The sequence below is a fragment of the Kitasatospora sp. NPDC098663 genome, from assembly GCF_044760075.1.
In the GTDB taxonomy this organism is placed as follows: domain Bacteria; phylum Actinomycetota; class Actinomycetes; order Streptomycetales; family Streptomycetaceae; genus Kitasatospora.
In genome coordinates this window covers 147,436-172,498 of record NZ_JBIWAP010000008.1, presented here as the reverse complement: position 1 = coordinate 172,498, position 25,063 = coordinate 147,436, and the positions used below count along the sequence as shown (strand labels likewise).

Sequence of the window (25,063 nt, the reverse complement as noted above, 5' to 3'; positions counted from 1 at the left end):
CCCGCACCACCGAACCTCCGCACCACCGAACCGACGAGGGATCACCATGACGCGCACCAGCCGTATCCGCTCCAGAGCCGTCGCGCTGCCGGCCGCCGCCGTTCTGCTCGCGGCGGCGGCCGGCTGTGCCGGCTCCGACGGCGGCGGCTCCGCGGGGGCGGGCGGCGGTGACGGCCGCGGCGGCACCCTGGTCATCGGCGCCACCGGCAAACTCCCCAACCCCGACACCGTGATCGGCGGCGCCGGCTTCGAGGGCAAGCGGCTGGTCTCCTTCCAGCTCTACGAGGGCCTCACCCGGTACGAACTGCTCAAGGACACCGACAAGCCGCCGGTCGTCACCGGCGCCCTGGCCACCGACTGGCAGGTCGCCGCCGACGCCAGGACGTGGACCTTCACCCTCCGCAAGGGCGTCACGTTCCAGGACGGCACCCCGTTCGACGCCGACGCCGTGGTCTTCAACCTGGCCCGCTACCTCGACAAGAAGAGCCCCGAGTACACCGACGCCCTCGGCGCCGCCGCCGCCGAGTACGCGGGCGACATCGCCTCGTACCGCAAGACCGACGCCGACCACGTCGAGCTGGTCACCAAGGACCCCAACGGCCACTTCCCCGAGGACCTCGCGCACGTCCTGATCGCGAGCCCCACCGCCGTCCGCAAGTCCGGCTCGGCCGACTTCGCCCGGCACCCGGTCGGCACCGGCCCCTTCTCGTTCGTCTCGCAGACCGAGGGCCAGCAGATCGAGCTGGCCGCCAACAAGAGCTACTGGCGCGGCGCCCCCAAGCTCGACCGGCTCGTGATCAAGGCCCTGCCGGACGCCGCGGCCCGCACCGCCGCCCTGCGCTCCGGCGGCGTGAACTGGATCGAGTACCCGAACCCGGACGACATCGACAGCCTCAAGGCCGACGGCGTCCAGCTCGCCACCAACAGCTACGACCACCTCTGGTACTGGATCCTGGACACCTCGAAGGCCCCCTGGGACAACCCGCTGGTCCGCAGGGCCGCCAACTACGCGATCGACCGCAAGGCCATCGCCGAGAAGCTGCTGCACGGCACCGCCGACCCCGCCTACCAGACCGCGCCGCGCGCCACCGCCGCCTACGACCCCGCCGGCGACGTCTACTCCTACGACCCCGCCAAGGCCCGGCAGTTGCTCGCCGAGGCCGGCGTCCCGAACGGCTTCAGCACCTCCGTCACCGTGCCCACCGGCGGCAGCGGCAACCTACTGCCGGTGCCGATCGCCGAGGCCCTCCAGCGGGATCTCGCCGCCGTCGGCATCAAGGTCGAGCTGCGCACCACCGACTGGACCACGCTGATCGGCGCCGAGGCCAAGGGTCAGGTGGCACTCGGCTCGGACGCCGTCGCCCAGTCCACCACGCTGTTCCAGTCCGAGGCGCTGCTGCCGCTGTTCATCGGCTCCAAGAGCCCGTTCTGGACCGGCCACTACGCCAACCCGCAGGTCGACGAGCTGCTCGCCTCCTCGGCCGCCGATGCCGACCAGACCGCCCGGCAGGCCGGGTACCGCAAGGCGCTCGCCCTGGTCACCCAGGACGCGCCCTGGCTGTTCGTGGTCAACGACCGCAATCCGCGGGCCCTTTCGCCGAAGGTCCAGGGGCTCGTGCAGCCGCAGTCCTGGTTCCTCGACCTGACCACCGTGTGGGTCCGCTGACCCGCGGACACCGCCTCTCCCCCGGCTCCGAAGAGCACCGCGCACCACAGGAAGGACGGCCATCCCGATGACCGACCCGCACCGACCGCACCACCACAGCGGGACCGTCCCGCCCGGCTCCGCGCACGCCCCCGCGCCCGCCGCGCCGCCCAAGTGGGGCATCACCCTCCCGCTGCCCGGCCTGACCATCGACCGGCACCGGTTCCTGGTCGAGCGGCTGCCCGACCTCGGCTACACCGACGTGTGGAGTGCCGAGGGCGGCGGCACCGACGCCTTCACCCCGCTGGCCGCCACGGCGGCCTGGTCCCCCTCGCTGCGGATCGGCACCGGCATCGTCCCGGTGCACACCCGCGGCCCGGCCGTGCTCGCCCAGACCGCCGCGACGCTCGCCCAACTCGCCCCGGGCCGACTGCTGCTGGGCATCGGCGCCTCGGTTCCCGCGCACGTCACCGACATCAACGGCATCCCGTTCGACGAGCCGTTCAAGCGGACCAGGGACGTCCTGCGCTTCGTCACCCGGGCGCTGCGCGGCGAGTACGTCACCGGCGGGTTCGACACCTTCGACATCACCGGCTACCGGCTGCCGCACCCGCCGACCGAGCCGGTCAAGGTCATCCTGGGCGCGCTGCGGCCCAACATGCTCCGGCTCGGCTTCAACGAGGGCGACGGCGCCATCACCAACCTGCTGTTCCCGCACGACGTGCCGAAGATCCTGGACGCCGTCGGCCCGCAGCCGCCCGGGAAGGAACTGGTCGTCAAGGTCTTCGTCTGCCCCACCGAGGACACCGACTACGCCCACCGCGCCAGCCGTCCGTTCCTCGCCTGGATCCTCAACCGCGAGCCGTACCGCAAGTTCCACGAGTGGCTGGGCCACGGCGAACTCCTCGCCGAGACCCACCGGCTCTGGGCGGCCGGCGACCCGGAGAGCGCCCAGAAGGCGCTGCCCGACGAGGTCGTCGACGGGCTGTTCATCAGCGGCTCGCCGGAGGAGTGCCGGGAGCGCATCCTCGCCTACCACCGCCCCGGGGTCACCACCATCCAGCTGTACGTGTCGCTGCCGCCCGAGGTGTTCGTCAGCCGCGCCAAGCTGCTCGACACCCTGGCCCGGCTCGGGCCGGCCGCCCTCTGACCGTCGGGCCGCACCCGTCCCCATCCCCTGTCACCCTCACGACGCCCACGACGCCCACGACGCTCACGACCGGAGGAGAGCCGTGCCACTCGAAATCCGCGGCGGGGTCCGCGCCGCACCCGTCCCCGGCCACACCGCGCAGGAACGCCAGGCCCTGCGCTGGGCCCCCGACGGCCGCGACCGCACCGCCGACCCCGCGTACGTCGCCCGCACCGCGCGGGAGAACGAGGAGGACGGGCTGGACAGCGCCCTGGTGGTGCAGTCCAGTTCGTGGCCCGACCCGTGGCTGGTGGCCTCGTGGGCCCTGGCCGCCACCACACGGCTGCGCATCGCGGTCGCCCACCGGGTCGGCACCACCGCGCCGACCGTCGCCGCCCGCTCCCTCGCGACCCTGGACCGCCTCTCCGGCGGGCGGGCGGCGGCCCACGTCATCATCGGCTCCAGCGACCACGACACGGCCCGCGACGGCGACCTCCTGGACAAGCAGGAGCGCTACCGCCGGGCCGACGAGTACCTCGACCTGTTCACCCGCTACCTCGCCGCCGACCAGGACATCGACCACAAGGGCGAGTTCTACACCGTCTCCGCCGCCCGGCCCGGCCTGCACCCCAGACCCGGGGGCGAGCTGCTCTCCTTCGGCGGCTCGTCACCGCAGGGCCTCGACCTGGCGGCCCGCTACGCGGAGGTCTACGCCGTCAGCCCGCTGCCGCTGCCGGACACCCGGCGGCGGATCGCCCAGGTCCGCACCGCCGCCGCCACGCACGGCCGGAGCCTGCGGATCTGGCGGCACGTCACCGTCGTCCTCGCCGACACCGACGAGGCGGCCCGCGACCGGGTCCGCCGGCTGCGCCGCGACGCCCTCCGCCTCACCTCCGGCGGCGGCGGGCCCTGGACGGAGGCCGTCCAGCTCGACCGCGACCGCGAGCGCGGCCGCTCCGACCCGTCCCGGGGCGACGAGCAGGTGGCCGCCTACATCCGCCGCTCCCTCACCGCCGCCTACGCCGGCTCCCCGGCCACCGTCGCCGCCCGCATCGGCCTGCTCCGCTCGGCCGGCGTGGACATCGTCCAGCTCGACCTCCCCGTCGAGACCGACCAGGACCGCGAGCTGCGGCGCAGCCTCGTCCGCCACCTCCGCACCGGCCTCGGCACCCCCGCCGACCGCCGCGTCTGGTGACCGGCGCCCCCGTTCGGCCGGGGAACGCACACCCGGGCGGATCACCGTCTACGACTGCTTCCGCAGCGCGGGCGCCAACGCCTGGACGTCGAACTGCTCTCCGACATCGTCCAGGCCCTCGGTGCGGACCCGGACCCGTGGCGCCGCGCCTACCGCGCCGCCTGCCGGTGACCGCCGGCTATCCGCGGTCCGGACGCGGAGCGGCCGGTCCGGCCAGGGTCGCCTCGGGCTTCGTGTGGAGGATCTCGCGGGCCTGCTCCGCCGCGCGGACGATGCTCTCGGAGACGAAGTCGACGAAGCGGGCGATGTTCTCCAGGCGGGTGGCGGCCGGGGTCTGCGGGCCGAGGACGCCGACACCCTGCCGCGCGACCTCGACGAGGTGGGCGGTGGCGCGGGCGCTGGCCATCATCGACTGGTACCAGACGTCGTCGTCGACGACGTAGCGCTCACGGCGGCGCTCGTCGCGCTCCCGGCGGACGAGGCCCTGGCCGTCGAGGAACGCGATCGCCTTGGAGATCGACGGCGGGCTGACCTGGAGGTGCTGGGCGAGTTCGGACGCGGTGAGGCTGCCGCCGTCGGTGAGGGTGAGGCAGGCCAGCACCCGGGCCGCCATCCTGGGCATGCCGGAGGCCGTCAGGACGGTGGTGTACGTCTCCTGGTACTCGCGCACGGCCTCGGCGTCGCGCCCGTGGGCCTGCGGGCGCGCCTCCGGCCCCCGGGGTGCGGCCGGCCCGCGCCGCTGGGCGCGGCGGCGTTCGGTGGCGCGGTGGGCCAGGTCGGCACGGTAGGCGGTGGGGCCGCCGTTGCGCATCACCTCGCGCGTGACCGTCGAGGTGGGGCGGTCGAGACGCCTGGCGATCTCCGCGTAGGCGAGGCCGTCGGCCATCCCCGACGCGATCTGCTGGCGCTCCTGCTGAGTGAGTCTGCCTCCCGGCACCGCGATTCTCCCTCCACGCTTCCCCGAAGGCCCTCACCCTAGCGTTCACCCTCGATCCAATGCAACGAACACGGTGGCTGACGTTGCGTTGAATCAAGGGCCACCGCGCTGACCATCGCGCCTTGAACTGCACTTGTGCTGATGGCTATCGGCGATCCGATTGCCAGTCATCATGAAGGCAACGTAGCGTTTCCATCACCAGAAACAACGAGCCGCAGCAGGGCGGCCGGCTGGGCCCCGCCCGGCGGAGTCATGGTGGAGCGCCCGCACGGCGGGCGGCCGTTCGGATGAACTTCCCTCGGAATTACCGCGTTCGGGTGACTCGCGGCCGGCCTCGCCCGCCGGGGCCGTTAGCGTGGCTGACCGTCATCGGCCGTCCGGTCGGGCGGAGCTGCGCGCGGCTCGGGGGTCGGGGGTCGGGGGTCGGGGAAAGCCGAGGGGCGCAGGCCTTCGCGGGATTCCCCATGCGCCTCCACGCGCCGCTCGCCGTCCGGGGGTGATCCCGACACCGTGCTTCACCAGCTGGGAGGTTCTCCGCCATGCCCGTGTCGAGTCGGTACCTGAAAGCCTGGGAGGGCTTCTGGCGCGACGCACCGGCGGAGGCCGGCGCGGTGATCTGGGACGCGGAGCCGGCGCTCACCGCGAGCGTGCACCTCGCGCTGTTCGCCCCCTACCTCGCCGACCCGGCGCTGCCCCTCGTCGACGTCGGCTGCGGCAACGGCACCCAGACCCGCTTCCTCGCCGAACGCTTCGGCCGCGTCCTCGGGGTCGACCTGTCCGCCGCCGCCGTGGAGCTCGCCCGCGCCCAGCATCCGGACGGGCGGCCCGAGTTCGCCCGGCTCGACGCCACCGACGGGCAGGGCGTCCGGGAGCTGCACGCCCGTCTCGGCGATGCCAACGTGTATGTCCGCGCCCTGATCCACCAGTCCGAACCGGCCGACCGCCAGCCGGTTGCCGACGCCGTCGCCACCCTGGTCGGGGATCGCGGCCGGGCGTTCGTCGTCGAGCTGTCCGCGTCGGCGAAGGCCGTCCTGGCCGGCCTCGCCCAGAGCCCGCAGGGCCCTCCCCCGAAGCTGCGTCCCGTCTTCGAGCACGGCCTCGCCCCCGCCGAGGTCGTCGACTCGGCCTTCGGCGAGCTGTTCCGCACCGCCGGGCTCACCGTCCTCGCCTCCGGCGAACTGCCCTTGTTCCTCACCGAGTTCGCGCCCGACGGCAGCCGTATCGACCTTCCGTCCCACTGGCTGGCGGTGGGCGCGGACGGCGCGCCGCAGCGGTGACCCGGTGGGGGCGGCCGGCCCGCCGTCCGACCTGGGGGTGCGTCAGTTCCGCGGCGGGGCGGTCTGCCAGACTCCGGGAATGAGACACCAACGGATACCGGACCAGTTCACCGCTCGGGGGCCCGCCCGGGGGCAGGCGGGATGACCGGCGCCGGACCGGACCTGCCCCCTGGTGCGCACCGGGTCCCCTACCGCGATCCCGGGGTGCCGGACCACCGGAGTCCGCTGCGCTTCCTCTGGTGGCTGGTGCGCAGGCAGCGCGGCCGCGTCCTGCTCGGCGCGACCTGGGGCAGCCTGTGGATGTGCGCCCTGATGCTGCCGCCCTACCTGATGTCCAGGACGATCGACGAGGGGCTCCGGGCGCGCGACAGCGGCGCGCTGGTCTTCTGGGTGTCGGCCGTCCTCGCGGTCGGCGCGCTCATCGCCGTCCTCGGGATCCTGCGGCACCGCACCATGACCTTCATCCGGGTGGACGCCGCGTACCGCACCGTCCAGGTCATCGCCCGGCACGTCAACCGGCTGGGGACGACGCTGCCGCGCCAGGTGTCGGCCGGTGAGCTGACCCACCTCCAGGCCGGCGACATCGGCCGGATCGCGCAGACACTGACCATCACCGGGCCCGGCGTCGGTGCGGTCATCGCCTACCTCGCCACCGCCGTCCTGCTGGTCCGGATCTCCGTCCTGCTCGCGGCGGTGATCCTCCTCGGGGTACCCCTGCTGGCCCTCACCGTCGGCCCGTTGCTGGGGAAGCTGCACGGCGCCGAGGGAAACTACCGCGAGCAGCAGGGGGCGCTGACCGCCCTGGCCGGCGACCTGGTCGCCGGGCTGGGCGTGCTGAACGGCATCGGCGGCAAGCCGATGTTCGCCCGGCGCTACCGGGAGCGCTCACAGGCCCTCGTCCCGCTCGGCTACCGGGTGGCCTCGTTCACCAGTTGGGTGCAGGCGCTCGGCGCCTGCCTGCCGGTGGTCTTCCTGGCCGTGGTGACCTGGCTCAGCGCCCGGATGGCGGCCGCCGGTTCGATCACGGTCGGTGAACTGGTCTCCGTCTACGGCTACGTGGCGGCCCTGCTGGTGCCCGTCTCCGCCTTCGTCGAGGGCGCGGACGACCTGCCGCGCGGGCTGGTCTCCGCCCGCCGGGTCACCGACATCCTGGCGCTGCGGCCGGATTCGACGCGCAGCCGGACACTGACGAACCCGCCGGAGGCTCCGGCGGTGCTGAGCGACCCCGACTCCGGCCTGCTGCTGCGGCCGGGGCGGCTCACCGCGCTGGCCGCCGCCCGGCCGGGCCGTCGTCGAGCGGCTGGGCGGCTACACCGACTCGGACGCCACCTGGGGGGACACCAGGCTGTCCGACTGGGTGCCCGCCGAGCTGCGGCGCCACGTCCTGGTGTCGGACGACGACGCGTACGTGTTCGGCGGCACGCTCCGCTCCGCGGTGTCGATCCGCGGCGACCACACCGAGGAGGAACTGCGGCGCGCCCTGCACGCCGCCGCGGCCGAGGACGTCGTCGACGCCCTGCCGGGCGGCCTGGACGCGCCGATCCACGACCGCGCCGGCAACGTCTCGGGCGGGCAGCGCCAGCGGCTGCGGCTGGCCCGCGCGCTGCTGGCCGACCCCGAGGTGCTGCTGCTGGTCGAGCCCACCTCGGCGCTGGACGCGCTCACCGAGGCGGCCGTGGCGGCCCGGATCGGCGCCGTGCGCGGCGGCCGGACCACCCTGGTCGTCAGCACCTCCCCCCTGGTGCTCGGCCGCGCCGACGAGGTGGTCCACCTGGTGGACGGCAAGGTCCGGGCCACCGGCACCCACGGCGAGTTGCTCGCCCGCGACCCCGGCTACGCGGCGCTGGTGTTCCGCGGCAGCACCGACGACCGCCCGCAGAGCGTTCCGGCGAGCGGCACGACCGACACCGAGGAAGGACCGGCCCGATGAGCGACCTCGACGGCCCCGACGGCCCCGACCGCCCCCACGACCGCCACGCCCCCCACCGCCTCCCGGTCGCCGACGCCGCGACGGTGCGCCGGGCCAGTTGGCGCTTGCTGGCGGACGATGGCCGGGCGATGGGCGTGATCGTCGCCCTCACCTGCCTCGCCGCCCTCGCGGGCGTCGCCGGGCCGTGGCTGCTGGGCCGCATCGTCACCCGGGTCGAGAACGGCGAGCTGACGGTCGGCCAGGTGGACGGCTTCGCCGCCGCGGTCCTGGGGTTCGCCCTCGCCCAGCTGGTGCTCACCCGCTACGCCCGCCACCTCTCCCACCGGTTCGGCGAACGCGCCCTGGCCCGGCTCCGCGAGGAGGTCGTCGAGCGGACGCTCGCGCTGCCCGGGCGGTACGCGGAACGGGTCGGCGCCGGCGACCTGGTGACCCGCTCCTCGCTGGACGTGGGCACCGTGGCCGCCACCCTGCGCAACGCGGCCCCGGACGTCTTCATCGCCGTCGTCCAGGTGCTGGTCATCCTCACCGCGACGTTCCTGCTCGACCCGCTGATCGGGCTCTGCGCCCTGGTGGGCCTGCCGATCGTCGGGGCGGTGAGCCGCTGGTACCTGTCCCGGGCCCGGGAGGCCTACCTCGCCGAGGGGGCCGCGGCGGGCTGGGTCGCCGAGGTCCTCGACTCCACCGCCCGCGGCGCCCGGACCATCGAGGCGTACGGGGTCGGGGCGCGCCAGGACGGCGTGGTCGACCGGGCCGTCGACACCGCCTACCGGGCCCGGGTGCGCACCCTGTTCCTGCGGACCGTGCTGTTCCCGGTCACCGAGTTCGCGCACGCGCTGCCGACGGCGCTCATCCTGCTGGTGGGCGGCTTCGGCTACCTCCACGGCTCGGTGACGCTGGGCGCGGTGGTGGCGGGCGGCCTCTACATGTGGCAGCTCGTCGACCCGCTCGACCGGGCGCTCAACTGGGTCGAGCAACTGCAGAGCAGCGGTGCGTCGTTCGCCCGCATCAAGGGCGTCGGCCTGGTGTCGCAGGAGCCGTCGGCCACCGGGCTGCGCCCCGCCGACGACCGGATCGAGGCCGTCGGCGTGCGGTACGCCTACACCGACTCGCACGACGTGCTGACGGACGTCGACCTGGTGGTCCGGCCGGGCGAGCGGCTGGCCGTGGTCGGCCCGTCCGGCGCCGGCAAGTCGACCCTCGGCAAGCTGCTCGCCGGCGTCGACGCCCCGGACGCGGGGCGGATCCTGGTCGGCGGCGTGCCGGTCGCGGACCTCGCCGCGGCGGGCGAGCTGGGCAACCGCGTCGTCCTCATCACCCAGCAGCACCACGTCTTCATGGGCACGCTCCGAGAGAACATGACGCTGGCCGCCCCGGACGCCGAGGACGCGGCGGTCCTGGCCGCGCTCGCCCTGGTGGAGGCGGACTGGGTCCGCGACCTCCCGGACGGGCTGGACTCGCTCCTGGGCACCGGCGGGACCGAACTCGGCGCCGCGCAGGCCCAGCAGCTCACCCTGGCCAGGGTCCAGCTGGCCGATCCCCACACCCTGATCCTGGACGAGGCGACCTCCCTGCTCGACCCGACCACGGCCCGGCAGGCGGAGCGGGCGATGGCGGCCGTGCGCTCCGACCGCACGGTCATCTCCATCGCCCACCGGCTCCAGACCGCGCACGACGCCGACCGGGTCGCCGTCATGGAGGCGGGCCGCATCGTCGAGCTGGGCACCCACGACGAGCTGGTCGCCGCCGGCGGGCGGTACGCGGCGCTCTGGCGGTCGTGGAGCGGGGAGTCCTGACCGGCCGCCGCCGAGCGAGCCGCCCGGGGGCGCCTGCGGTCAGGGGGTGTCGGTGCGCTTTTCGAGCCGGGTGCCGTGGCGCAGGGTGAGCGACATCAGGTCGCTGGGGCCGTCCAGTTCGAGGCGGTGCCAGCGGCCGCGGGGGACGACCACGGCGCTGCCGGCGGGCAGCGGCACCATCTCGTCGGCACCTCCCCCCGCGCCGTCCCCGTCCCCGTGCCCGTCCCCGCCCGCGGGGCGGAGGTAGAGCCGCGCGCCGCCGGTGAGGCAGCACACCGCCTCGTCGGCCTCCGGGTGCATCTCCCAGTGGTCGGCGTGGACGTCGGCGTCGGTCTCCACGTGGAAGGCGCCGAGGTGCCAGGTGCCCGGCGCGCCACCGCCCATCTGCCGCTCGGCGGCTCGGACTTCGCCGTCGGGGTGGAAGTGCAGGGCCGAGGCGAACAGGTCGACGGCGGTGGGCGTCATGGCGGTGTTCCTTCCGGTCAGCAATTTCTATACGCGTAAGAAAACTAACCCCGCACGGCCGCCGCTGTCGACCCCTGAGCGATGATGGCCCCATGCCGACCCCACCGCGCAGGACCTCGGGCCGACCGCCCCGCATCTCCCGTGAGCAGCTCGTCGAAGCGGCCCGCCGGATCGTGACCGAGGAGGGCGCGGACCGGCTGACCATGCGCCGCCTCGCCTCCGAGGTCGGCAGTACGCCGATGGCGCTCTACCACCACGTGCGCGACAAGGAGGAACTGCTCGTCCTCCTGCTGGACGACTACGCGGCCCGGACGCTGCGCCGGCCCGAGCTGCCCGCCGACCCTCGCGACCGGGTCGTCGACTCCGCCGCCGCGATCCACGAGGCGCTGGCCGGCTGCCCCTGGATCGTCGAAGTGCTGACCGCCGACGACCTGATGTCCGCGTCCGCGCTGTGGTTCGTCGAGCAGATCGTCGACGGCCTCACCGCGTGCGGCCTCACCCCGGAACGGGCCGTCCAGGGGTACCGCACGATCTGGTACTACACCGCCGGCGAGCTGGTGGTCCGGGCGGCGGCGGCCCGGCGGCGCGCGGACGACGAGCGCGCCACCTACCGGGAGCAGGTGTTCGGCGGCCTCGACCCGGACGAACTCCCCCGCCTCGCCCAGGTCGCGGACCGCTGGGCCGCGCTGACCACCGACGACACCTACCTGGACGGCCTGCGGGCCCTGGTCGACGGCCTCCTCGCCGCCCGTTGACGCCTCGGCCCGCGGGCCCCGACGTGCCTCAAGTCCGTTCCGGGAAGCGGGGCTTGGACTTGCCGTCGCCGAACGGGCCGGTCGAGTGCTGGAGCGAGTGCAGGATGGCGAGGCCCTGGCTGACGATGCCCGCCGCCATCTGGTTGACCCCGTCGCTGCCGTTGAGGACGGTGAGCTCCGCTCCGGACATGCCCCGGGCCGCCGCGTCGGCGAGGGCCGGCAGGTTCTCCACGATCCGGTTGGCCGCGATGAGCTCCTGGTTGCCGCCGCGCAGGGAGTCGGCCCGGGCGGTGTTGGCGTCCGCCTGCGCCTGGGCGAGCGCCCGCTCGCTGTAGGCGCTGCCGTCCGCCTCGAACTTCACCCGGTCGCGCGCGGCCTCGGCCAGCGTCCGCTGCCGGTAGGCCTCGGCGTCCGCCGGGCGCCGCACGTCGGCCTCCAGTTGCTGGGCGGCCAGCGCGGCCCGGCGCTGGGCGAGCGCGGTCTGCTCCTCGATGACGTCCTGGGAGGCCCGGGCCTCGGCGAGCGGCCCGGCCTGGGCGGCCCGGGCCCTGGACTGCTCGGTCTCGGCGAGGAACCCGGCCCGTTTGATCGCGGTGTCGCGCTCGTACTCGGCCTTCAGCGCGGCCGCCTGCTGCTCCCGCTCGGTGGCCTCCTGGTCCGCCTTGGCCTGCGCGATCCGGGCCTGGCTGGCGACCGCCGCCGCGTGCGGCGCGGCCAGGTTGTCGATGTACCCGGTCGAGTCCTCGATCTCCTGGATCTGCAGCGCGTCGACCACGATGCCGAGCTTCTCCATCTCGCCGTGGCTGCCCGCCATCACCTCCTGGGCGACCCGGCTGCGCTCCCGGATGATCTGCTCGACGGTCAGCCCGCCGATGATCGAGCGCAGGTGGCCGGCGAAGATCCGGCCGACGAGCTCCTCCATCTGGTCCTGTTCCGAGAGGAAGCGGCGGGCCGCGTTGGCGATCGACACCGCGTCGTCGCCGACCTTGAACACGCAGACCGCGCGCACGGTGAGCCGGATCCCCTGCTGGGTCACGCAGTCCTCGGCGATCTCCGCCTCCCGCAGGGCCAGGGAGAGCATGCGGACCTTCTGCTTGACCGGCAGGACGAGGCTGCCGTGCCCGGTGACGATGCGGAACTGGGTGTCCTGCGCCTGGTGCTTGGACCCGGAGACGAGCATCGCCTCGTTGGGTGCGGGAACGTGCCAGAAGAACATGACCGACCACCTGACCAGCTGGGATACGAAACCGCGGCTAGGGCGGCAGCAGCTCGACGATCACCGAGCGGGCCGAGATCGCGTCCACCACGACCACCCGGACGTCCCGGCCGACCGGCTCCGAGCACCAGGCCGCGAACACCTCCGAACCACCCCGGAGGGCGACCAGGACCTCGCCCGGGCCGCCCGCCGGAATGGGCACCGTCACCTTGCCGACGGCTCCGACCGGGCTCTGCCGGGAGTCGTCGACCGCGGGCATGCTCTCTCGCGCCACCGGCGCCTCCGGTCCCCACGTCGCACCACACCTGCGGCAACCGCCGACGGCGGCAGTGCCTCGACCCCTTCCACGGTACTCCGGCATCCGGTCCGCCACCGGCCGCCGCCGGAGCGGGCCGGACCGGCACCAGGGCCGGCCGCACCGCCTCCGGTCAGGGCACCGCCAGGGCGACCGCGAAGCCGTGGTCCGGGATGTCGAGGAACCGCCGGTTGAACCGGACGAAGGGCTCGATCAGCAGGTCCACGAAGACCAGGAAAGCCACCGTACCGATGCCCACCGGGCCCCCCAGCAGCCAGCCGCAGAGCAGCAGCACTCCTTCGATCAGCCCCTTCGCGCACCAGAACGGCCAGGTCCAGCGGTGCCGGATGGTGATCGCCAGCAGGTCGATGGCCCGGATGCCGAAACCGCTCATGATGATCAGCGCCGAGGCGTAGGCGCACAGCAGCGCGCCGAGCAGCATCAGCGGGTAGCTGCTCAGCCCCAACCAGGCCGCCGGCCGCAGCCATTGGAAGAGGTCGATCAGGCTGCCGCACAGGAAGAAGGTCACGAAGGGCGAGACCACCGGGCGCTTGCGGTTCCACGCCGCCCACGCCCCGATGCACACCACCGCGACGGCCGCCTGGCACAGGCCGATGGTGAGCGGCAGGTGCTTGAGCACGCCCAGCGAGAAGACGTCGAGCGGGTCGGTGCCCAGATCGGACTGGATGAAGAAGTGGGCGCCCGTCGAGAAGACCACGCAGCCGGCCAGGTACACCAGCGCCCTGGGCAGTAACTCGCCCAGCCGCCAGAGTTTTCCGCTCGGATCGACGCCAGGGGGACGGTGGGACGCCATCGGTTCCTCCAAGGGGACGGGCGTCCGGCCCGCCGCCCCCGAGGCGCGGAGGCGGGCGGCGGCGCGGACACCGGGCTGTTCGGAAGCCGGGGCCCGCCACCGAACTCCCGCCGCACAGCCGGGAGTTCGACGAAGGGCCTCGGTCAGCCGCCGCCCGACGCCGTCACCGCGGCCGGTTCAGGCGAGCGACTGGTAGGCCAGGAAGCCGCCGAAGAGGATGACCCCGATCCCGGCGACCAGGTCGACGCCCTTCAGCAGCCGGGCGCTGAAGCGCCGGCGGAACACCACCACGCCCGTGCTCAGCAGCGTGAACCACAGGAGCGTGCCGCAGCCGACGCCGACCAGCATGGACACCGAGGCGGGCAGCGTCCCGGTGACGTTCGCCGCCGTGGCCGCGGCGAAGGCGGCGGCCCAGTAGCCGATCGTCGCCGGGTTGGAGGCGGTGGCCGCCAGCGCCGTGCGGAACGCCGCCAGCGGGCGGACCACTTCGGGGTTGCGCTCGTCCTCGGCGGCCGCCTGGACCCGGAAGGCGGAGCGCAGCGAGCGAGCGCCGATGTACACCAGCACGGCGGCCCCGGCCAGCCCCAGGGCCGTGCGCAGCGCGGGGACGTCCAGCAGCCTGCCGACCCCGGCGAGGCCCAGGCCGGCGTAGGCGATGTCCACCAGGGCCGCGCCCAGACCGATCGCCCAGCCGGTCGGGAAGCCGTCGCGCAGGACGCTGCGCACGCACAGCAGGCCGATGGGGCCGAGGGGCAGGGCGACCAGGAAGCCGAGGCTGAGTCCGGCGAACCACGCGGGGAGGATGTTCACCGCGGTCCCCCGCAGGTCACCGCGATCATTCCGGTCCGGTGGAAGTCCCGGCGAAAGCCCCGGCGGAAGGCCTGGTGCGAGCACGTGCGCGACAATTCGCTCTGCCCCTCGTCACAACACCCGCCGATCAGGTCACTCGACGAGCTCCGATATGCCGAACCGTACCTCATCCCCTTCGGCGGGACTGAGATCTTCCGGCGCGTAGAACAGCTCGTACACATTGGTCGACAACAACTGACCGAGCCTGGTCAGCGCATACACGTCCGTGCCCCGTTCCTCCAGCCAGCCCTTGTCGACGAGCTGCTCGATCTCCGCCCCGAAGACGGCCTCCATGGTGACGCCGAACCGGTCGCGGAAGTCCGGCCGGTTGACCTCGCACATCTTGAGGCCGCGGATCATGACGCGGCGCATTTCCTGTTCCTTGGTGAGGTACGTGGCGAAATCCAGCGGGATTTGACCACTTCCGACCATCTCGTAGTACTTCTTGAGCGGCTTGACGTTGACGAACAGCCGGTCGTGGATCACGCTCTTCGACGAGACGCCGAATCCGATCATCGGCCAGGTCCGCCAGTAGTACTCCAGGAAGCGCGAGTAGTCGGCGCAGCGGTCGGGGTGGTAGTACCCCGTCGAGCTGCGCCGGGCGAAGCCCGCCGCCTCCAGCGCGTCGATGGCGTACTCGTACATCCGGCGCTCGTCCTGCGCCGAGGGGAGCGCCATCTTCCCGGACGTGATGAGCGAGTGGAACGCCGTCTTGGGCCAGATCTCCAGGCCGTAGGCCGTGATGCAGGCCGGTTCGAGTTCGATGGCCCGGTCGACGCTGCGCTTCCAGTCGTCCACGGACTGGCCGGGCAGCGGGAAGATCAGGTCGATGTTGGTGTGCGTGAAACCGCCGTCGACGACGGTGCGGAAGGCGCGTTCGGCGGTGGCGAGGTCGTGCGAGCGGTTGCAGATCTCCAGCAGCCGGTCGTCGAAGGCCTGGACCCCGACGCTGAGCCGGGTGAATCCGGCCTCCCGCATCCGCGCGATCTTGGCCTCGTCGACCGTCGAGGGGTCGAATTCCAGGCCGATCTCCGCGCCCTCGTTGAATTCGAACGATTCCCGGCAGGCGTCCAGCAGCCGGGCCGTCTGGTCGCCGGTGAGGATGCCCGGCGTACCGCCGCCGAAATACACCGCGTCGACCCGGAACGCGGGGAAGGCCCGATTGGCGGCGAAGGCGCGGATCTCGCGTTCGAGCGCGTCGACGTACTGGGCGAAGTGCTGCTCGTTCCGGTTGATGTAGACGGTGTAGTCGCAGAATCCGCACTTGGTGATGCAGAACGGGACGTGCAGGTAGAGCACAGCGTTCTCGGGGCGGAAGTACTCGTCGTACTCGTGGTGCCGGTATTTGAACGGATACGTGTGGATGTTCCGTCGGATGATCTTCTCGGCCATCTGCTGTCGCTCCTTCGTCGGGGCCGGCCTGGCGTGGTGGTGGACGGGTCCGGGGGCGGAGGCCGTCAGCAGAGGACCTGGAACGGGCGGACGTCGGCGGCCGTGTCGAGGGCCGGCCGGTCGTTGGGGACCACCGGGCGCCCGCACGAGACGAAGAGGTCGTCGTAGCGCGCCCGCGACCGCTCGCGGTAGTCGGCGGCGGAGCGGGCCAGCATCTTGACGACCTCCTCCGCGAGCATCAACTGGTACTGGCAGGACTCGGTGTTGAGGACGTTCACGTCACCCGAGGCCACGTGGTTCTCCTGCCGGCAGCCCCCGCCGCACAGGTAGCGGGCCCAGCAGGACCCGCACACCCGGTGCTCGTCGACGGTGCGCCGCCACTCGGGGTGGTCCCGGGTGAGGCCCTCGGCCCCGGTGCCCACGTCGAAGCCCTGGTCGCCGACCAGGCGGTGGCAGGGGCTGACGCTGCCGTCCGGGGAGTGCGTGTAGTACGTCCGGCCGCCCGAGCAGAACGCCAGCGCCGCCGCGCCCTCGGTGACCATCTGCACGGCGCGCTCGTACTCCAGCACGCCCTTGAACCGGTTGTCGGGGGCGAACAGCCGCGGGTAGTGGACCAGGAAGTCCTTGAACTGCTCCACGATGCCGGGCTGGAGGAAGTGGTTGATGTACTGGATGCCCTTGGGCTCGGACAGCTTCCGGTCCCCCAGCGTGAGGGCGATGGGCACCGTCGTGCCCTGCTCCACCGGGTAGACGCCCGGATAGATCTGGAAGTAGTCGAAGAGGTCGAGCCCCCACAGGTCGAGCACGCTCTCGGTGAGGCTGGGCCGCGCCGTCGCGATGGTCATCCGGGCCACCAGGGTGACGTCGTCGCCGCACGCCTCGCGCAGCCGGAACAGGTTGCGGACGATCCGGTCGTAGGAGCCCTTCCCGTGCTTGGACGGGCGGTTGGCGTCCTGGACCTCGCGGCCGCCGTCGATCGAGACCGAGACGATGAACCGGTGGTCGCGGAACAGCTCCTCGACGCCCTGGGGCATCAGGGTGAGGTTGGTCGAGATCCGGTGGACGAACTCGGTGCCCGAGCGCCCGGTGAGGTCGCGGGCGCGTTCGCAGATCTTGCGGATCACCGTGAAGTTCGCCAGTGGCTCCCCGCCGAAGAACTCGAAGCGGACCCGCTGCCCGGGCGCGGCGTAGCGGTGGATGAAGTCGAAGATCCAGGCGATCGAGTGCTCGCCCATCGCCTCGGTGATCCGGCCGTAGTCGCCGCCCTCGGCGAAGCAGTACGTGCAGGCGAGGTTGCACACGTTCGTCAGGTTGACGTTGACCGCGAAGTCGGCGCCGTCGGACAGCGCGCTCTCCCGGAGCCGGAGGCGGTTGGCCTCCCGGCCGGTGGCGGCGCCGGCCTGCAACCGCTCCCAGGCCCGCCGCTCGTCCGGCCGCAGGTGGCCGACGCCGGAGGCCAGCCGCTCGGCGGTGTCCGCCGGGGCGAGCAGCAACCGGTGGCTCCCGGTGATGAGGACGGCCGACAGGTCGTCACTGAACGGCAGGACGCGGTAGTCGGTCCCGTGCCGCATCGGGCCCGCCTGCTCCGTCGTGCTCGCGGGCCCGGTCATGACCTGGCGCGGGGCTGGAAGAGCGGCAGCGGCGAGACGTCCTCGTTCAGCGTCCCGGCGGAGGCCTCCACGGTCGGGAAGTGCGCGCGGTCGAAGACCTGGTGGAGGCTGGAGGTGCACTGCGGCGGTACGGCCACCTGGACGCCGACCTCGCCCGACGTGCTCTTGGCCGCGATGTACCGGAAGCTCTCCTGCGGGGCCAGGTCGATGACCTGCCAGCCCTGGTCCGCGGCCGGATCGCCGTAGCGGCGGTGGTAGGCCCGCACCGGCGCGGCGGAGGTGTTGCGCACCTGGACGTGCAGGGCGCGGACGTCGCCGTGCCAGTCGAAGCGGGCCAGATCCAGGCCCTCGGCGGCGGGGAGTTCGGGCACCCGGGCGCGCGGGTGGGCGTCGGGCAGTTGGACGATCGACGAGCGGGCGCCGCAGCCGACGCAGGCGCCGGCCGCGTCCAGCCCGACCAGGTCGGCGTTCAGGCCGTAGCGGGTGATCTGGAGCTGCCCGCACCGGTGGCACCAGGTGTTGGTCGACTCCGTGTCGTACACGTTCCCCAGGTAGACGTGGTTGAGCCCCATGTCCATGGCGACCTTGCGGGCCCGTTCCAGCCGGTCGACGGGGGTGCGGATGGTGTTGGTCATCTTGTAGTCCGGGTGGAAGCGCACGAAGTGCGTGGGCACGTCGGGGCTGAGCCGCTCGCCGACGAACCTCGCCATGTCCCGGGCGGTCGCCTCGTCGTCGCTGAGGTCGGTGACCATCAGCGTGGAGACCTCGACGTGCTTCCCGGCCCGGAACACCTGCTCGGTGCCCTCCAGGACCGGTTCCAGCCAGCCCTTGGTGATCTTCCGGTAGTACTTCGGGTCCAGGGACTTGATCGACACCGAGAAGATGTCGATCACCGGGATCAGTTCCTCGATCGCCTCACCGCTGATGAAGAACGCGGACTTGTAGAGGTTGACGATTCCCGCCGCCTTGGCGAGGGCGGCCGTCTCCACCACGAACTCGTGCCACACCACCGGGTCGTTGTAGGTCCAGGAGATCACCTTCACGCCGTGCCGGACGGCGATGTCCACGACCTCCTCGGGCGTGTAGTGGTAGACGTCCTTGTCCTCCACGTGGCGCGCCTGCGACGTCTTCCAGTTGTGGCAGTAGTCGCAGTTGAGCATGCAGCCGACGTTCCCCATCGAGAGGATCCGGGCGCCGGGCGCGTAGTGGAACACCGCCTCGGTCTCGATGGTCTCCTCGGTGGCGTGGACCGAGCGCCCGTAGTTCAGGGTCACCAGGCGGCCGTCCCGGTTGGCCCGGACCATGCAGAATCCGTGCTGGCCGGGGCGGATCCGGCAGTTCCGGGGGCTGAGATGACATCGGACCACACCGTCGTCCAGGCGTTCCTCCAGCCTGGCGGGGCGTGGTTCCTTGTCCCAGGTGTTCTGCGACATGGCTGTTCCTTCCGTGCGGTGGTACGGACACGGTGGTACGGCGGCGGTGGTACGGAGGCGACGGATCGGGGCCGGACGAATCGGGGCCGGACAGGTGGATCCCGGACGGCCCGGCGCGGTCGTCCGCACCGGGCGGGGCCCTCCGGATCAGGCCGTCGCCGGAGGAGGTGCGGTCACGTGCGCGGGGCACGCCGGGGCGGGGCGCGCCGGGGCGGGGCGCGCCGGGGCGGGGCGCGCCGGGGCGGGGCGCGCCGGGGCGGGGCGCGCCGGGGCGGGGCGCGCCGGGGCGGCGCGGTCGGGAAACCCGAATTCCCGCACTGTGGTGTGGAATTCGACATCGGCCCGCCCGTACATCCGCCCGTACATCCGCCCGTGGTCCGGAACGCCACTGTCCCGGTGTCTCGCTTTCACCGGGCGGGCCGGTTCCGCGCGGGTTTCCGCGGTCACGAACGTCAAGCGGATCTCACTTTCCCTCATGACGAAGCCACTGCTGAGAAAACCGCCTCGCGAAGAGGCCGAAGCGGAGCGGGAGTTCGGTGAGAAATTCGCCAACTGCGATGAGCTTCGGCGTACGGGCTCCCGCCTGTCAAGAAGTCCGCGTGCCGCCCGATCCGGCCAACACCGCGAAGCGGACAGGGCCCTCCGGTCGCGGCGGGGCGCAGGTTAGGCAAGCCTCACAAACGGTGATCTCGCGCCTGCCCAGCGGGTTCCCGGGCCGGGGAACGGCGGGCGTCGATCCGGCGGGGTGGCGCCGCCGGGATCGCCCGATGTGGGAGGAGGGCCGAAAATCGCCGCCGGTCGGCGGAACACCTGCCGCCACAGAGCCGATCGGCCGCCCCACCCGCCGCTCGCCGCGCACCGGCAAAGGCGGTTCCGAGGGGGGGCGTGTGGAGCGGCCGGGGCAACGAGGAGGCGGCTGCTGGGAATTCAGGGGGCGGTGGGGCCGGACGGGGAGAGGATCCGCGAGAGGCCGAACTCGAAGCGCTCGGTGAAGGCGACATCCTCCATGTGCGGGACGACCCGGGCGAGCGCCGGGTAGTCGCCGCCGGCGAGGGCCGGGACGAGGGTGTGCACGCCGTCCTGCGCGGCCAGGGCCTGCTCCTCCTGGACCAGGCCGAGGGTCAGGTACTGGATGCTCCAGAACACCCAGGACGCGCGGCGCTCGTCCAGTCCGCTGTCGAGGAGCGCGGCGATCATGGCGTCGGCGAAGCGCAGGGTGCCGGGCTCGGCGGCGTAGGTGCCGGCGACGATGACCGCGCCGTCGCGGTGGGCCAGCAGGCACCGGCGGTAGCGGTGGGCGAGTTCGCGGGCCCGTTCGTGCCAGGGCGCGGGCAGGTCGTCGAGCGGGATCTCGCCGACGATCGCGTCCGCCATGAGCTCCAGCAGGCGGCCCTTGGTCTTGGCGTGCCAGAGCACGGTGTTCATCCGGACGCCGAGCCGTTCGGCGACGCCGCGCACGGAGACGGCGGCGGCGCCCTTGTCGTCCAGCAGGTCGAGGGCGGCGCGAACCACCGTGTCGGCGTCGAGTCGGGTCCGGGGGGTGTCCTGGGCTTGCTTCTTGGTCACTGACCTAGTCTACTGGAGCCAAGTCGTTGGTCACTGACCAAGAGGGGAATGGACCATGGAACAGGTCGTCATCGCCGGCGGGGGCCCGGTCGGGCTCTGGCTCGCCGCCGAACTCCGGCTGCAGGGCATCGAGGTCACCGTGCTGGAGAGCCGCACCGAACCCGACCCGCACTCGCGGGCCACCACCGTGCACCCGCGCACCCTGGAACTGCTGGCCTCCCGCGGCCTGGTGGAGCCCTTCCTCGCCGAGGGCGTGCGCATCCCCGGCGGGCACTTCGCCGCCCTGCCGCCCCGGCTGGACTTCAGCCGGCTGGACACGCCGTACCCGTTCACGCTCTCGCTCCCCCAGGTGCGCACCGAGGAGCTGCTCGCCGAACACCTCCGCTCGACCGGCGCCCGGCTGCTGCGCGGACACCGCGTCACCGGGCTGGAGCAGGACGACGACGCGGTCACCGTCCACGTCCTCGGCCCGGACGGGCCCTACCAGCTGCGCACCGCCTACCTGGTCGGCTGCGACGGCACCCGCAGCACCGTGCGCGAGGCGGCGGGCATCGGCTTCCCCGGCACCCCGGCCAGCGCCTGGGCCTGGATGGCGGACACCGTGCTCGACGCGCCGCCGCCCTGGCGCTCCGTCTCCAACGAGCACGGCACCGTGATGATCTTCCCACTGCCCGACGGGGTGCACCGAGTGGTCGGCAACGACACGGCGACCGTCCGCACCAAGCCCGGCCCGTTGACCTTCGAGCAGCTGCGCGCCAAGGTCCTCGGGATCACCGGGACGGACTTCGGGATGCGCGAGGCCGGCTGGATCTCCACCTTCGGCAACGCCTCCCGCCAGGCCGACCGGTACCGGCACGGGCGGGTCCTGGTGGCGGGCGACGCCGCGCACTCGCACTTCCCGGCCGGCGGGCCCGGACTCAACGTCGGCATGCAGGACGCCGCCAACCTCGGTTGGAAGCTCGCCCGCACCATCACCGGCTCCGCCCCCGACGGCCTGCTCGACAGTTACCACGCCGAGCGCCACCCGGTCGGAGTGGAGCTGCTGCGCTCCACCCACGCCCAGTCCGGGCTGATGATCGACCACTCGCCGATGACGCTGGCCCTGCGCGACCTGCTCGCCGAACTCATCACCGGCGTCGACGAGTTCTCGGACGAACTGGCCGGTCGCGCGGCCGGCCTCGCGGCCGCCTACCCGGCCGACCCCGCCGACGGGGCGCACCCGCTGACCGGCTCCCGGGCGCCCGACCTGCGACCGGCCGGGGCGGCGGGCGGCCCCGGCCTGTTCACGCTGCTGCGAGCGGGCCGCCACGTCCTGCTCGACCTCACCGGTCGGGCCGGACCCGAGTTCGCCGCCCTCGCCCACGCCACCCACCCGGGCGTCACCGTTGCCGGCGGGCCGCTCGCCGCGTCGCGGCCCGCCTGGCGCGGCGTCACCGCCGCCCTGGTCCGGCCCGACGGGCACCTGGCCTGGCTCACCGAGGAACAGCACCTCCCCGCGCTGGTCACGGCCGCACACGCGGCCGTCACGGCGACGACGGCCCACCCTGCCGCCGCGATCCCCCTGCACTGAGGACCGGTCGGGCCCCCGGGCGCCCCCTCCGGGCCCCGAGGGCCGCCGACCTGACGCCGCTCACCACCACCCCGGCCACCCGCCGCCGCCCGCCTCGCCGCCGGACGGCAGACGGCCCCGCCGGATCGCCAACCCGGCCGCGCCCCACCGGAAATGGCATGCACGCCACTAGCCAACCGGTCAGTAACGCCCCTACCGTCGAGCTCCCGTGGCTTCGACGGAGGAGCTCCCCTTGCGCCTACGCCCCCACCCCCCGCGCTTCCCGGCCGCCGCCGTCGCGTCGGCCCTGCTCATCACCGCCGCCCTGACCACCACCCCCACCGCCGCCGCCCCCGCAGCCCCGACCGCCACCGCGGCCGACTACTGCGGCGGCCACTGCCGGGACATCCTGCCGCCCGGCGAGAACGGCAACGCCACGCTCGCCGAGATCCTGCTCAACCGGATGTTCGGCAGCCGCCCCGCCCACACCGACGACCAGCTCGGCCCGTACGCCGCCCTCGCCTCCGGCTACCCGGGCCTGACCGAGGCCAAGCTGCGCGACTTCTTCAACGACGCCTCCTTCGGCGTCCCCGCCGACCAGGTGGCCAGCACCATCAGCCCGCGCGCCGACGTCACCATCGTCCGCGACAAGGCCACCGGCGTCCCGCACATCACCGGCACCACCCGCTACGGCACCGAGTACGGCGCGGGCTACGCCGCCGCCCAGGACCGCCTGTGGGTGATGGACCTGTTCCGGCACGTGGGCCGCGGCCAGCTGTCCGGCTTCGCCGGCGGCGCCGCCGCCAACCGCCAGCTGGAGCAGAGCTTCTGGCAGGCCGCGCCGTACACCGAGGCGGAACTGCAACAGCAGATCGACGCCCTGGCGGCCCGCGGCGGCCGGGCCGCCCAGGCCCTCACCGACGCGAACGCCTACCTGGACGGCATCAACCAGTACGCCAAGGAGTCCTACAACGCCCGCACCTTCCCCGGCGAGTACGACCTGACCGGACACATCGACCCGATCACCAACGCCGGGTCGATCGAGCCGTTCAAGCTGACCGACCTGGTCGCCCTGGCCTCCGTGGTCGGCGCCCTGTTCGGCTCCGGCGGCGGCGGTGAACTCGCCTCCGCCCAGGTCAAGTCGGCCGCCGAGGCCCGCTACGGCAAGGACGCCGGGGACGCGGTCTGGAAGTCGCTGCGCGAGGCCGACGACCCGGAGGCCGTCCAGACCCTGCACGACGGCCAGCGCTTCCCCTACGCCCCGGTCCCCGACGCCCCGCAGGGCGAGGCGCTGCCCGACCCCGGCTCGGTGGTGCCCGAGCGGATGATCTACGACGCCACCGGCACGGGCACCGGCGCCGCGCGGACCGCCGCCCCGGGCGTGCTGCCCGGCAACCTGCTCACCGCCAAGCACGGCATGTCCAACGCCCTGCTGGTCTCCGGCGCCCACACCGACGACGGCCACCCGGTCGCCGTGTTCGGCCCGCAGACCGGCTACTTCGCCCCGCAGCTGCTGATGCTGGAGGAGATCCAGGGCCCCGGCATCAGCGCGCGCGGCGCGGCCTTCGCCGGCCTGAGCTTCTACGTGCAGCTCGGCCGCGGCCAGGACTACGCCTGGAGCGCCACCTCCGCCGGGCAGGACATCACCGACACCTACGCCGTCCCGCTCTGCACCACCGACGGCTCCCCGGCCACCACCGCCGCCGGCTCCTACCTCTGGCACGGCCAGTGCGTCCCCTTCGACCGGCTGGAACGCAAGAACACCTGGAACCCGACCACCGCCGACTCCACCGCCGCCGGCTCCTACACCCTGGTGATGTACCGCAGCAGGTACGGCCTGGTGACCGCCCGCGGCACGGTCGGCGGCGCCCCCGTGGCCTTCACCTCGCTGCGCTCCACCTACCGGCACGAGGCGGACTCCATCATCGGCTTCCAGGAGCTCAACGACCCCGGCGCGGTGCACGACGCGACGAGCTTCCAGCAGGCGGCGCAGGACATCAACTACACCTTCAACTGGTTCTACGCCGACTCGCGCGACATCGCGTACTACAACTCCGGCAGCAACCCGGTGCGCGCCCCCGGGGTCGACGCCGGCCTGCCGCTGCGCGCCGAACCGGCCTACGAGTGGGCCGACTTCGACCCCGCGACCAACACCGCCCGGTACACCCCGGCGGCCGAGCACCCGCAGTCCGTCAACCAGGACTACTACATCTCCTGGAACAACAAGCAGGCCGACGGCTTCACCTCGGCCGGGTTCGGCAACGGCTCGGTGCACCGCGGCAACCTGCTCGACGACCGGGTCAAGGCGCTGCTGCGCAACGGCGGCAAGGCGAGCCGGGTCTCGCTCACCCAGGCCATGGCGAGCGCCGCCCTGGCCGACCTGCGCGCCGAGGACGTCCTGCCGGACCTGATCCGGGTGCTGCGCGGCGCCCCCGTCACCGATCCGGCCGCCGCCACCGCGCTCCAGCAGTTGGAGGCCTGGCTGGCGGACGGCGCCCAGCGGAAGGAGACGTCGCCCGGAAGCCACGGCTACGCGGACGCCACCGCGATCCGCGTCCTGGACGCCTGGTGGCCGCTGCTCGCGGAGGGCGTCATGCGACCCGGCCTCGGGGACCAGCTGTTCGCGGCCCTGACCGGCGCCCTCCAGATCAACGAGTCGCCCTCCGGCGGCCAGACCGGACCGGGCGGCGGCGGCCCCGTGAGCGCCAACGAGGCGATCCCGCACAAGGGTTCGGCCTTCCAGTACGGCTGGTGGAGCTACCTGGACAAGGACCTGCGGTCCGTCCTGGGCGACCAGGTGGCCGGCCCGCTGGCCCGCCCGTACTGCGGCGGGGGCGATCTGGCGGCCTGCCGGGGCGTGCTGCTGGACACCCTGAAGCGGGCGGCCGCCCAGACCCCGGCCCAGGTCTACCCGGGCGACGCGGACTGCTCCGCCGGCGACCAGTGGTGCGCCGACACGATCATCCAGCGCCCGCTCGGCGGTGTCACGGACGACAAGACCACCTGGCAGAACCGTCCGACCTACCAGCAGGTGGTGCAGTTCCCGAGCCACCGCTGAACCTCGCGGACGCCCGCCGGTGCCCCCGCCCGCCCCGGGCGGGGGCACCCGCGTGGAAGACAGCGGCCCGGGCCCGACGGGCGGGGACGGGGCGCAGCACCTAGCGTGGTCCGGGGCGACCGGGGCGGCACCGCCGCCGGGGTCGGCTACCCCCG

The 25,063-nt window shown here is 73.3% G+C and carries 18 protein-coding genes and 1 pseudogene; 9 read left to right on the top strand and 10 right to left on the bottom strand.

Annotated features, from left to right (window positions below):
- Positions 1-46: 46 nt before the first annotated feature.
- From ACIQVZ_RS11460 to ACIQVZ_RS11450, 3 genes are all read left to right on the top strand, one after another.
- Positions 47-1,666 (top strand): ABC transporter substrate-binding protein, encoded by a 1,620-nt coding sequence (locus ACIQVZ_RS11460; protein WP_402448964.1) that lies wholly within the window; start codon positions 47-49, stop codon positions 1,664-1,666.
- A 67-nt stretch (positions 1,667-1,733) separates the two neighbouring features.
- Complete coding sequence (locus tag ACIQVZ_RS11455) at positions 1,734-2,795, top strand: LLM class F420-dependent oxidoreductase (protein ID WP_350880822.1); 1,062 nt, start codon at positions 1,734-1,736, stop codon at positions 2,793-2,795.
- A gap of 82 nt (positions 2,796-2,877) precedes the next feature.
- On the top strand, positions 2,878-3,969 hold the full coding sequence (locus ACIQVZ_RS11450; protein ID WP_402448961.1) for an LLM class flavin-dependent oxidoreductase: 1,092 nt from the start codon (positions 2,878-2,880) through the stop codon (positions 3,967-3,969).
- Positions 3,970-4,147: 178 nt separating this feature from the next.
- Here the strand turns inward: ACIQVZ_RS11450 and ACIQVZ_RS11445 are convergent, their stop codons facing one another.
- On the bottom strand, positions 4,148-4,906 hold the full coding sequence (locus ACIQVZ_RS11445) for a helix-turn-helix domain-containing protein (protein WP_402448959.1): 759 nt from the start codon (positions 4,904-4,906) through the stop codon (positions 4,148-4,150).
- 539 nt (positions 4,907-5,445) lie between these two features.
- Between ACIQVZ_RS11445 and ACIQVZ_RS11440 the strand changes: the two genes are divergently transcribed.
- The 3 genes and pseudogenes from ACIQVZ_RS11440 to ACIQVZ_RS11430 all read left to right on the top strand — a co-directional run bounded on the left by ACIQVZ_RS11440 (position 5,446) and on the right by ACIQVZ_RS11430 (position 9,906).
- On the top strand, positions 5,446-6,183 hold the full coding sequence (locus ACIQVZ_RS11440; RefSeq protein ID WP_402448956.1) for a class I SAM-dependent methyltransferase: 738 nt from the start codon (positions 5,446-5,448) through the stop codon (positions 6,181-6,183).
- Between the two features lie 312 nt (positions 6,184-6,495).
- Positions 6,496-8,113, top strand: a pseudogene (locus tag ACIQVZ_RS11435) (ABC transporter transmembrane domain-containing protein).
- Positions 8,110-9,906: an ABC transporter ATP-binding protein gene (locus tag ACIQVZ_RS11430; RefSeq protein ID WP_402448954.1), complete on the top strand. Its 1,797-nt coding sequence runs from the start codon at positions 8,110-8,112 to the stop codon at positions 9,904-9,906. Before ACIQVZ_RS11435 ends, ACIQVZ_RS11430 begins: the two are co-directional and overlap by 4 nt.
- Before the next feature lie 39 nt (positions 9,907-9,945).
- Here the strand turns inward: ACIQVZ_RS11430 and ACIQVZ_RS11425 are convergent, their stop codons facing one another.
- Positions 9,946-10,371 (bottom strand): cupin, encoded by a 426-nt coding sequence (locus ACIQVZ_RS11425; protein ID WP_350880810.1) that lies wholly within the window; start codon positions 10,369-10,371, stop codon positions 9,946-9,948.
- A gap of 92 nt (positions 10,372-10,463) precedes the next feature.
- Here ACIQVZ_RS11425 and ACIQVZ_RS11420 point away from each other — a divergent pair, with 92 nt between their 5' ends.
- Positions 10,464-11,126 carry a TetR/AcrR family transcriptional regulator gene (locus ACIQVZ_RS11420; RefSeq protein ID WP_402448951.1) on the top strand — a complete coding sequence of 221 codons (663 nt, stop codon included), beginning with the start codon at positions 10,464-10,466 and terminating at the stop codon, positions 11,124-11,126.
- 28 nt (positions 11,127-11,154) lie between these two features.
- Here ACIQVZ_RS11420 and ACIQVZ_RS11415 read toward each other — a convergent pair whose 3' ends face one another.
- The 8 genes from ACIQVZ_RS11415 to ACIQVZ_RS11380 form a co-directional block, all read right to left on the bottom strand.
- Complete coding sequence (locus ACIQVZ_RS11415) at positions 11,155-12,342, bottom strand: SPFH domain-containing protein (RefSeq protein WP_350880805.1); 1,188 nt, start codon at positions 12,340-12,342, stop codon at positions 11,155-11,157.
- A 37-nt stretch (positions 12,343-12,379) separates the two neighbouring features.
- A complete protein-coding gene (locus tag ACIQVZ_RS11410; protein WP_350880803.1) occupies positions 12,380-12,616 on the bottom strand; it encodes a hypothetical protein in 237 nt (78 codons plus the stop codon).
- A 154-nt stretch (positions 12,617-12,770) separates the two neighbouring features.
- Positions 12,771-13,451 carry a YitT family protein gene (locus ACIQVZ_RS11405; protein ID WP_402448948.1) on the bottom strand — a complete coding sequence of 227 codons (681 nt, stop codon included), beginning with the start codon at positions 13,449-13,451 and terminating at the stop codon, positions 12,771-12,773.
- A gap of 177 nt (positions 13,452-13,628) precedes the next feature.
- Positions 13,629-14,261 (bottom strand): LysE family transporter, encoded by a 633-nt coding sequence (locus tag ACIQVZ_RS11400; RefSeq protein ID WP_350880800.1) that lies wholly within the window; start codon positions 14,259-14,261, stop codon positions 13,629-13,631.
- Positions 14,262-14,393: 132 nt separating this feature from the next.
- Positions 14,394-15,692: a coproporphyrinogen-III oxidase family protein gene (locus ACIQVZ_RS11395; protein WP_402448946.1), complete on the bottom strand. Its 1,299-nt coding sequence runs from the start codon at positions 15,690-15,692 to the stop codon at positions 14,394-14,396.
- A gap of 65 nt (positions 15,693-15,757) precedes the next feature.
- Positions 15,758-17,263 (bottom strand): radical SAM protein, encoded by a 1,506-nt coding sequence (locus ACIQVZ_RS11390; RefSeq protein ID WP_402448944.1) that lies wholly within the window; start codon positions 17,261-17,263, stop codon positions 15,758-15,760.
- A gap of 35 nt (positions 17,264-17,298) precedes the next feature.
- Positions 17,299-18,735: an AmmeMemoRadiSam system radical SAM enzyme gene (amrS, locus tag ACIQVZ_RS11385; protein ID WP_350880794.1), complete on the bottom strand. Its 1,437-nt coding sequence runs from the start codon at positions 18,733-18,735 to the stop codon at positions 17,299-17,301.
- Positions 18,736-19,662: 927 nt separating this feature from the next.
- Positions 19,663-20,301, bottom strand: a complete 639-nt coding sequence (locus ACIQVZ_RS11380) for a TetR/AcrR family transcriptional regulator C-terminal domain-containing protein (RefSeq protein WP_350880792.1) — start codon at positions 20,299-20,301, stop codon at positions 19,663-19,665.
- Between the two features lie 55 nt (positions 20,302-20,356).
- Here ACIQVZ_RS11380 and ACIQVZ_RS11375 point away from each other — a divergent pair, with 55 nt between their 5' ends.
- Both ACIQVZ_RS11375 and ACIQVZ_RS11370 read left to right on the top strand, forming a co-directional pair.
- Complete coding sequence (locus tag ACIQVZ_RS11375; RefSeq protein WP_402448942.1) at positions 20,357-21,871, top strand: FAD-dependent monooxygenase; 1,515 nt, start codon at positions 20,357-20,359, stop codon at positions 21,869-21,871.
- A 232-nt stretch (positions 21,872-22,103) separates the two neighbouring features.
- Positions 22,104-24,908, top strand: coding sequence for a penicillin acylase family protein (locus tag ACIQVZ_RS11370; RefSeq protein ID WP_402448940.1), 2,805 nt, complete (start codon positions 22,104-22,106; stop codon positions 24,906-24,908).
- Positions 24,909-25,063: the final 155 nt, after the last annotated feature.

What these genes read in the sequence shown, in the direction of transcription:
- ACIQVZ_RS11440 (WP_402448956.1), top strand. Translation starts at nt 5,446, where the DNA reads ATGCCCGTGTCGAGTCGGTACCTGAAAGCCTGGGAGGGCTTCTGGCGC.
- ACIQVZ_RS11375 (WP_402448942.1), top strand. Translation starts at nt 20,357, where the DNA reads ATGGAACAGGTCGTCATCGCCGGCGGGGGCCCGGTCGGGCTCTGGCTC.
- ACIQVZ_RS11420 (WP_402448951.1), top strand. Translation starts at nt 10,464, where the DNA reads ATGCCGACCCCACCGCGCAGGACCTCGGGCCGACCGCCCCGCATCTCC.
- ACIQVZ_RS11395 (WP_402448946.1), bottom strand. Translation starts at nt 15,692, where the DNA reads ATGGCCGAGAAGATCATCCGACGGAACATCCACACGTATCCGTTCAAA.
- ACIQVZ_RS11455 (WP_350880822.1), top strand. Translation starts at nt 1,734, where the DNA reads ATGACCGACCCGCACCGACCGCACCACCACAGCGGGACCGTCCCGCCC.
- ACIQVZ_RS11430 (WP_402448954.1), top strand. Translation starts at nt 8,110, where the DNA reads ATGAGCGACCTCGACGGCCCCGACGGCCCCGACCGCCCCCACGACCGC.
- ACIQVZ_RS11460 (WP_402448964.1), top strand. Translation starts at nt 47, where the DNA reads ATGACGCGCACCAGCCGTATCCGCTCCAGAGCCGTCGCGCTGCCGGCC.
- ACIQVZ_RS11390 (WP_402448944.1), bottom strand. Translation starts at nt 17,263, where the DNA reads ATGCGGCACGGGACCGACTACCGCGTCCTGCCGTTCAGTGACGACCTG.
- ACIQVZ_RS11425 (WP_350880810.1), bottom strand. Translation starts at nt 10,371, where the DNA reads ATGACGCCCACCGCCGTCGACCTGTTCGCCTCGGCCCTGCACTTCCAC.
- ACIQVZ_RS11405 (WP_402448948.1), bottom strand. Translation starts at nt 13,451, where the DNA reads ATGGCGTCCCACCGTCCCCCTGGCGTCGATCCGAGCGGAAAACTCTGG.
- amrS (WP_350880794.1), bottom strand. Translation starts at nt 18,735, where the DNA reads ATGTCGCAGAACACCTGGGACAAGGAACCACGCCCCGCCAGGCTGGAG.
- ACIQVZ_RS11415 (WP_350880805.1), bottom strand. Translation starts at nt 12,342, where the DNA reads ATGTTCTTCTGGCACGTTCCCGCACCCAACGAGGCGATGCTCGTCTCC.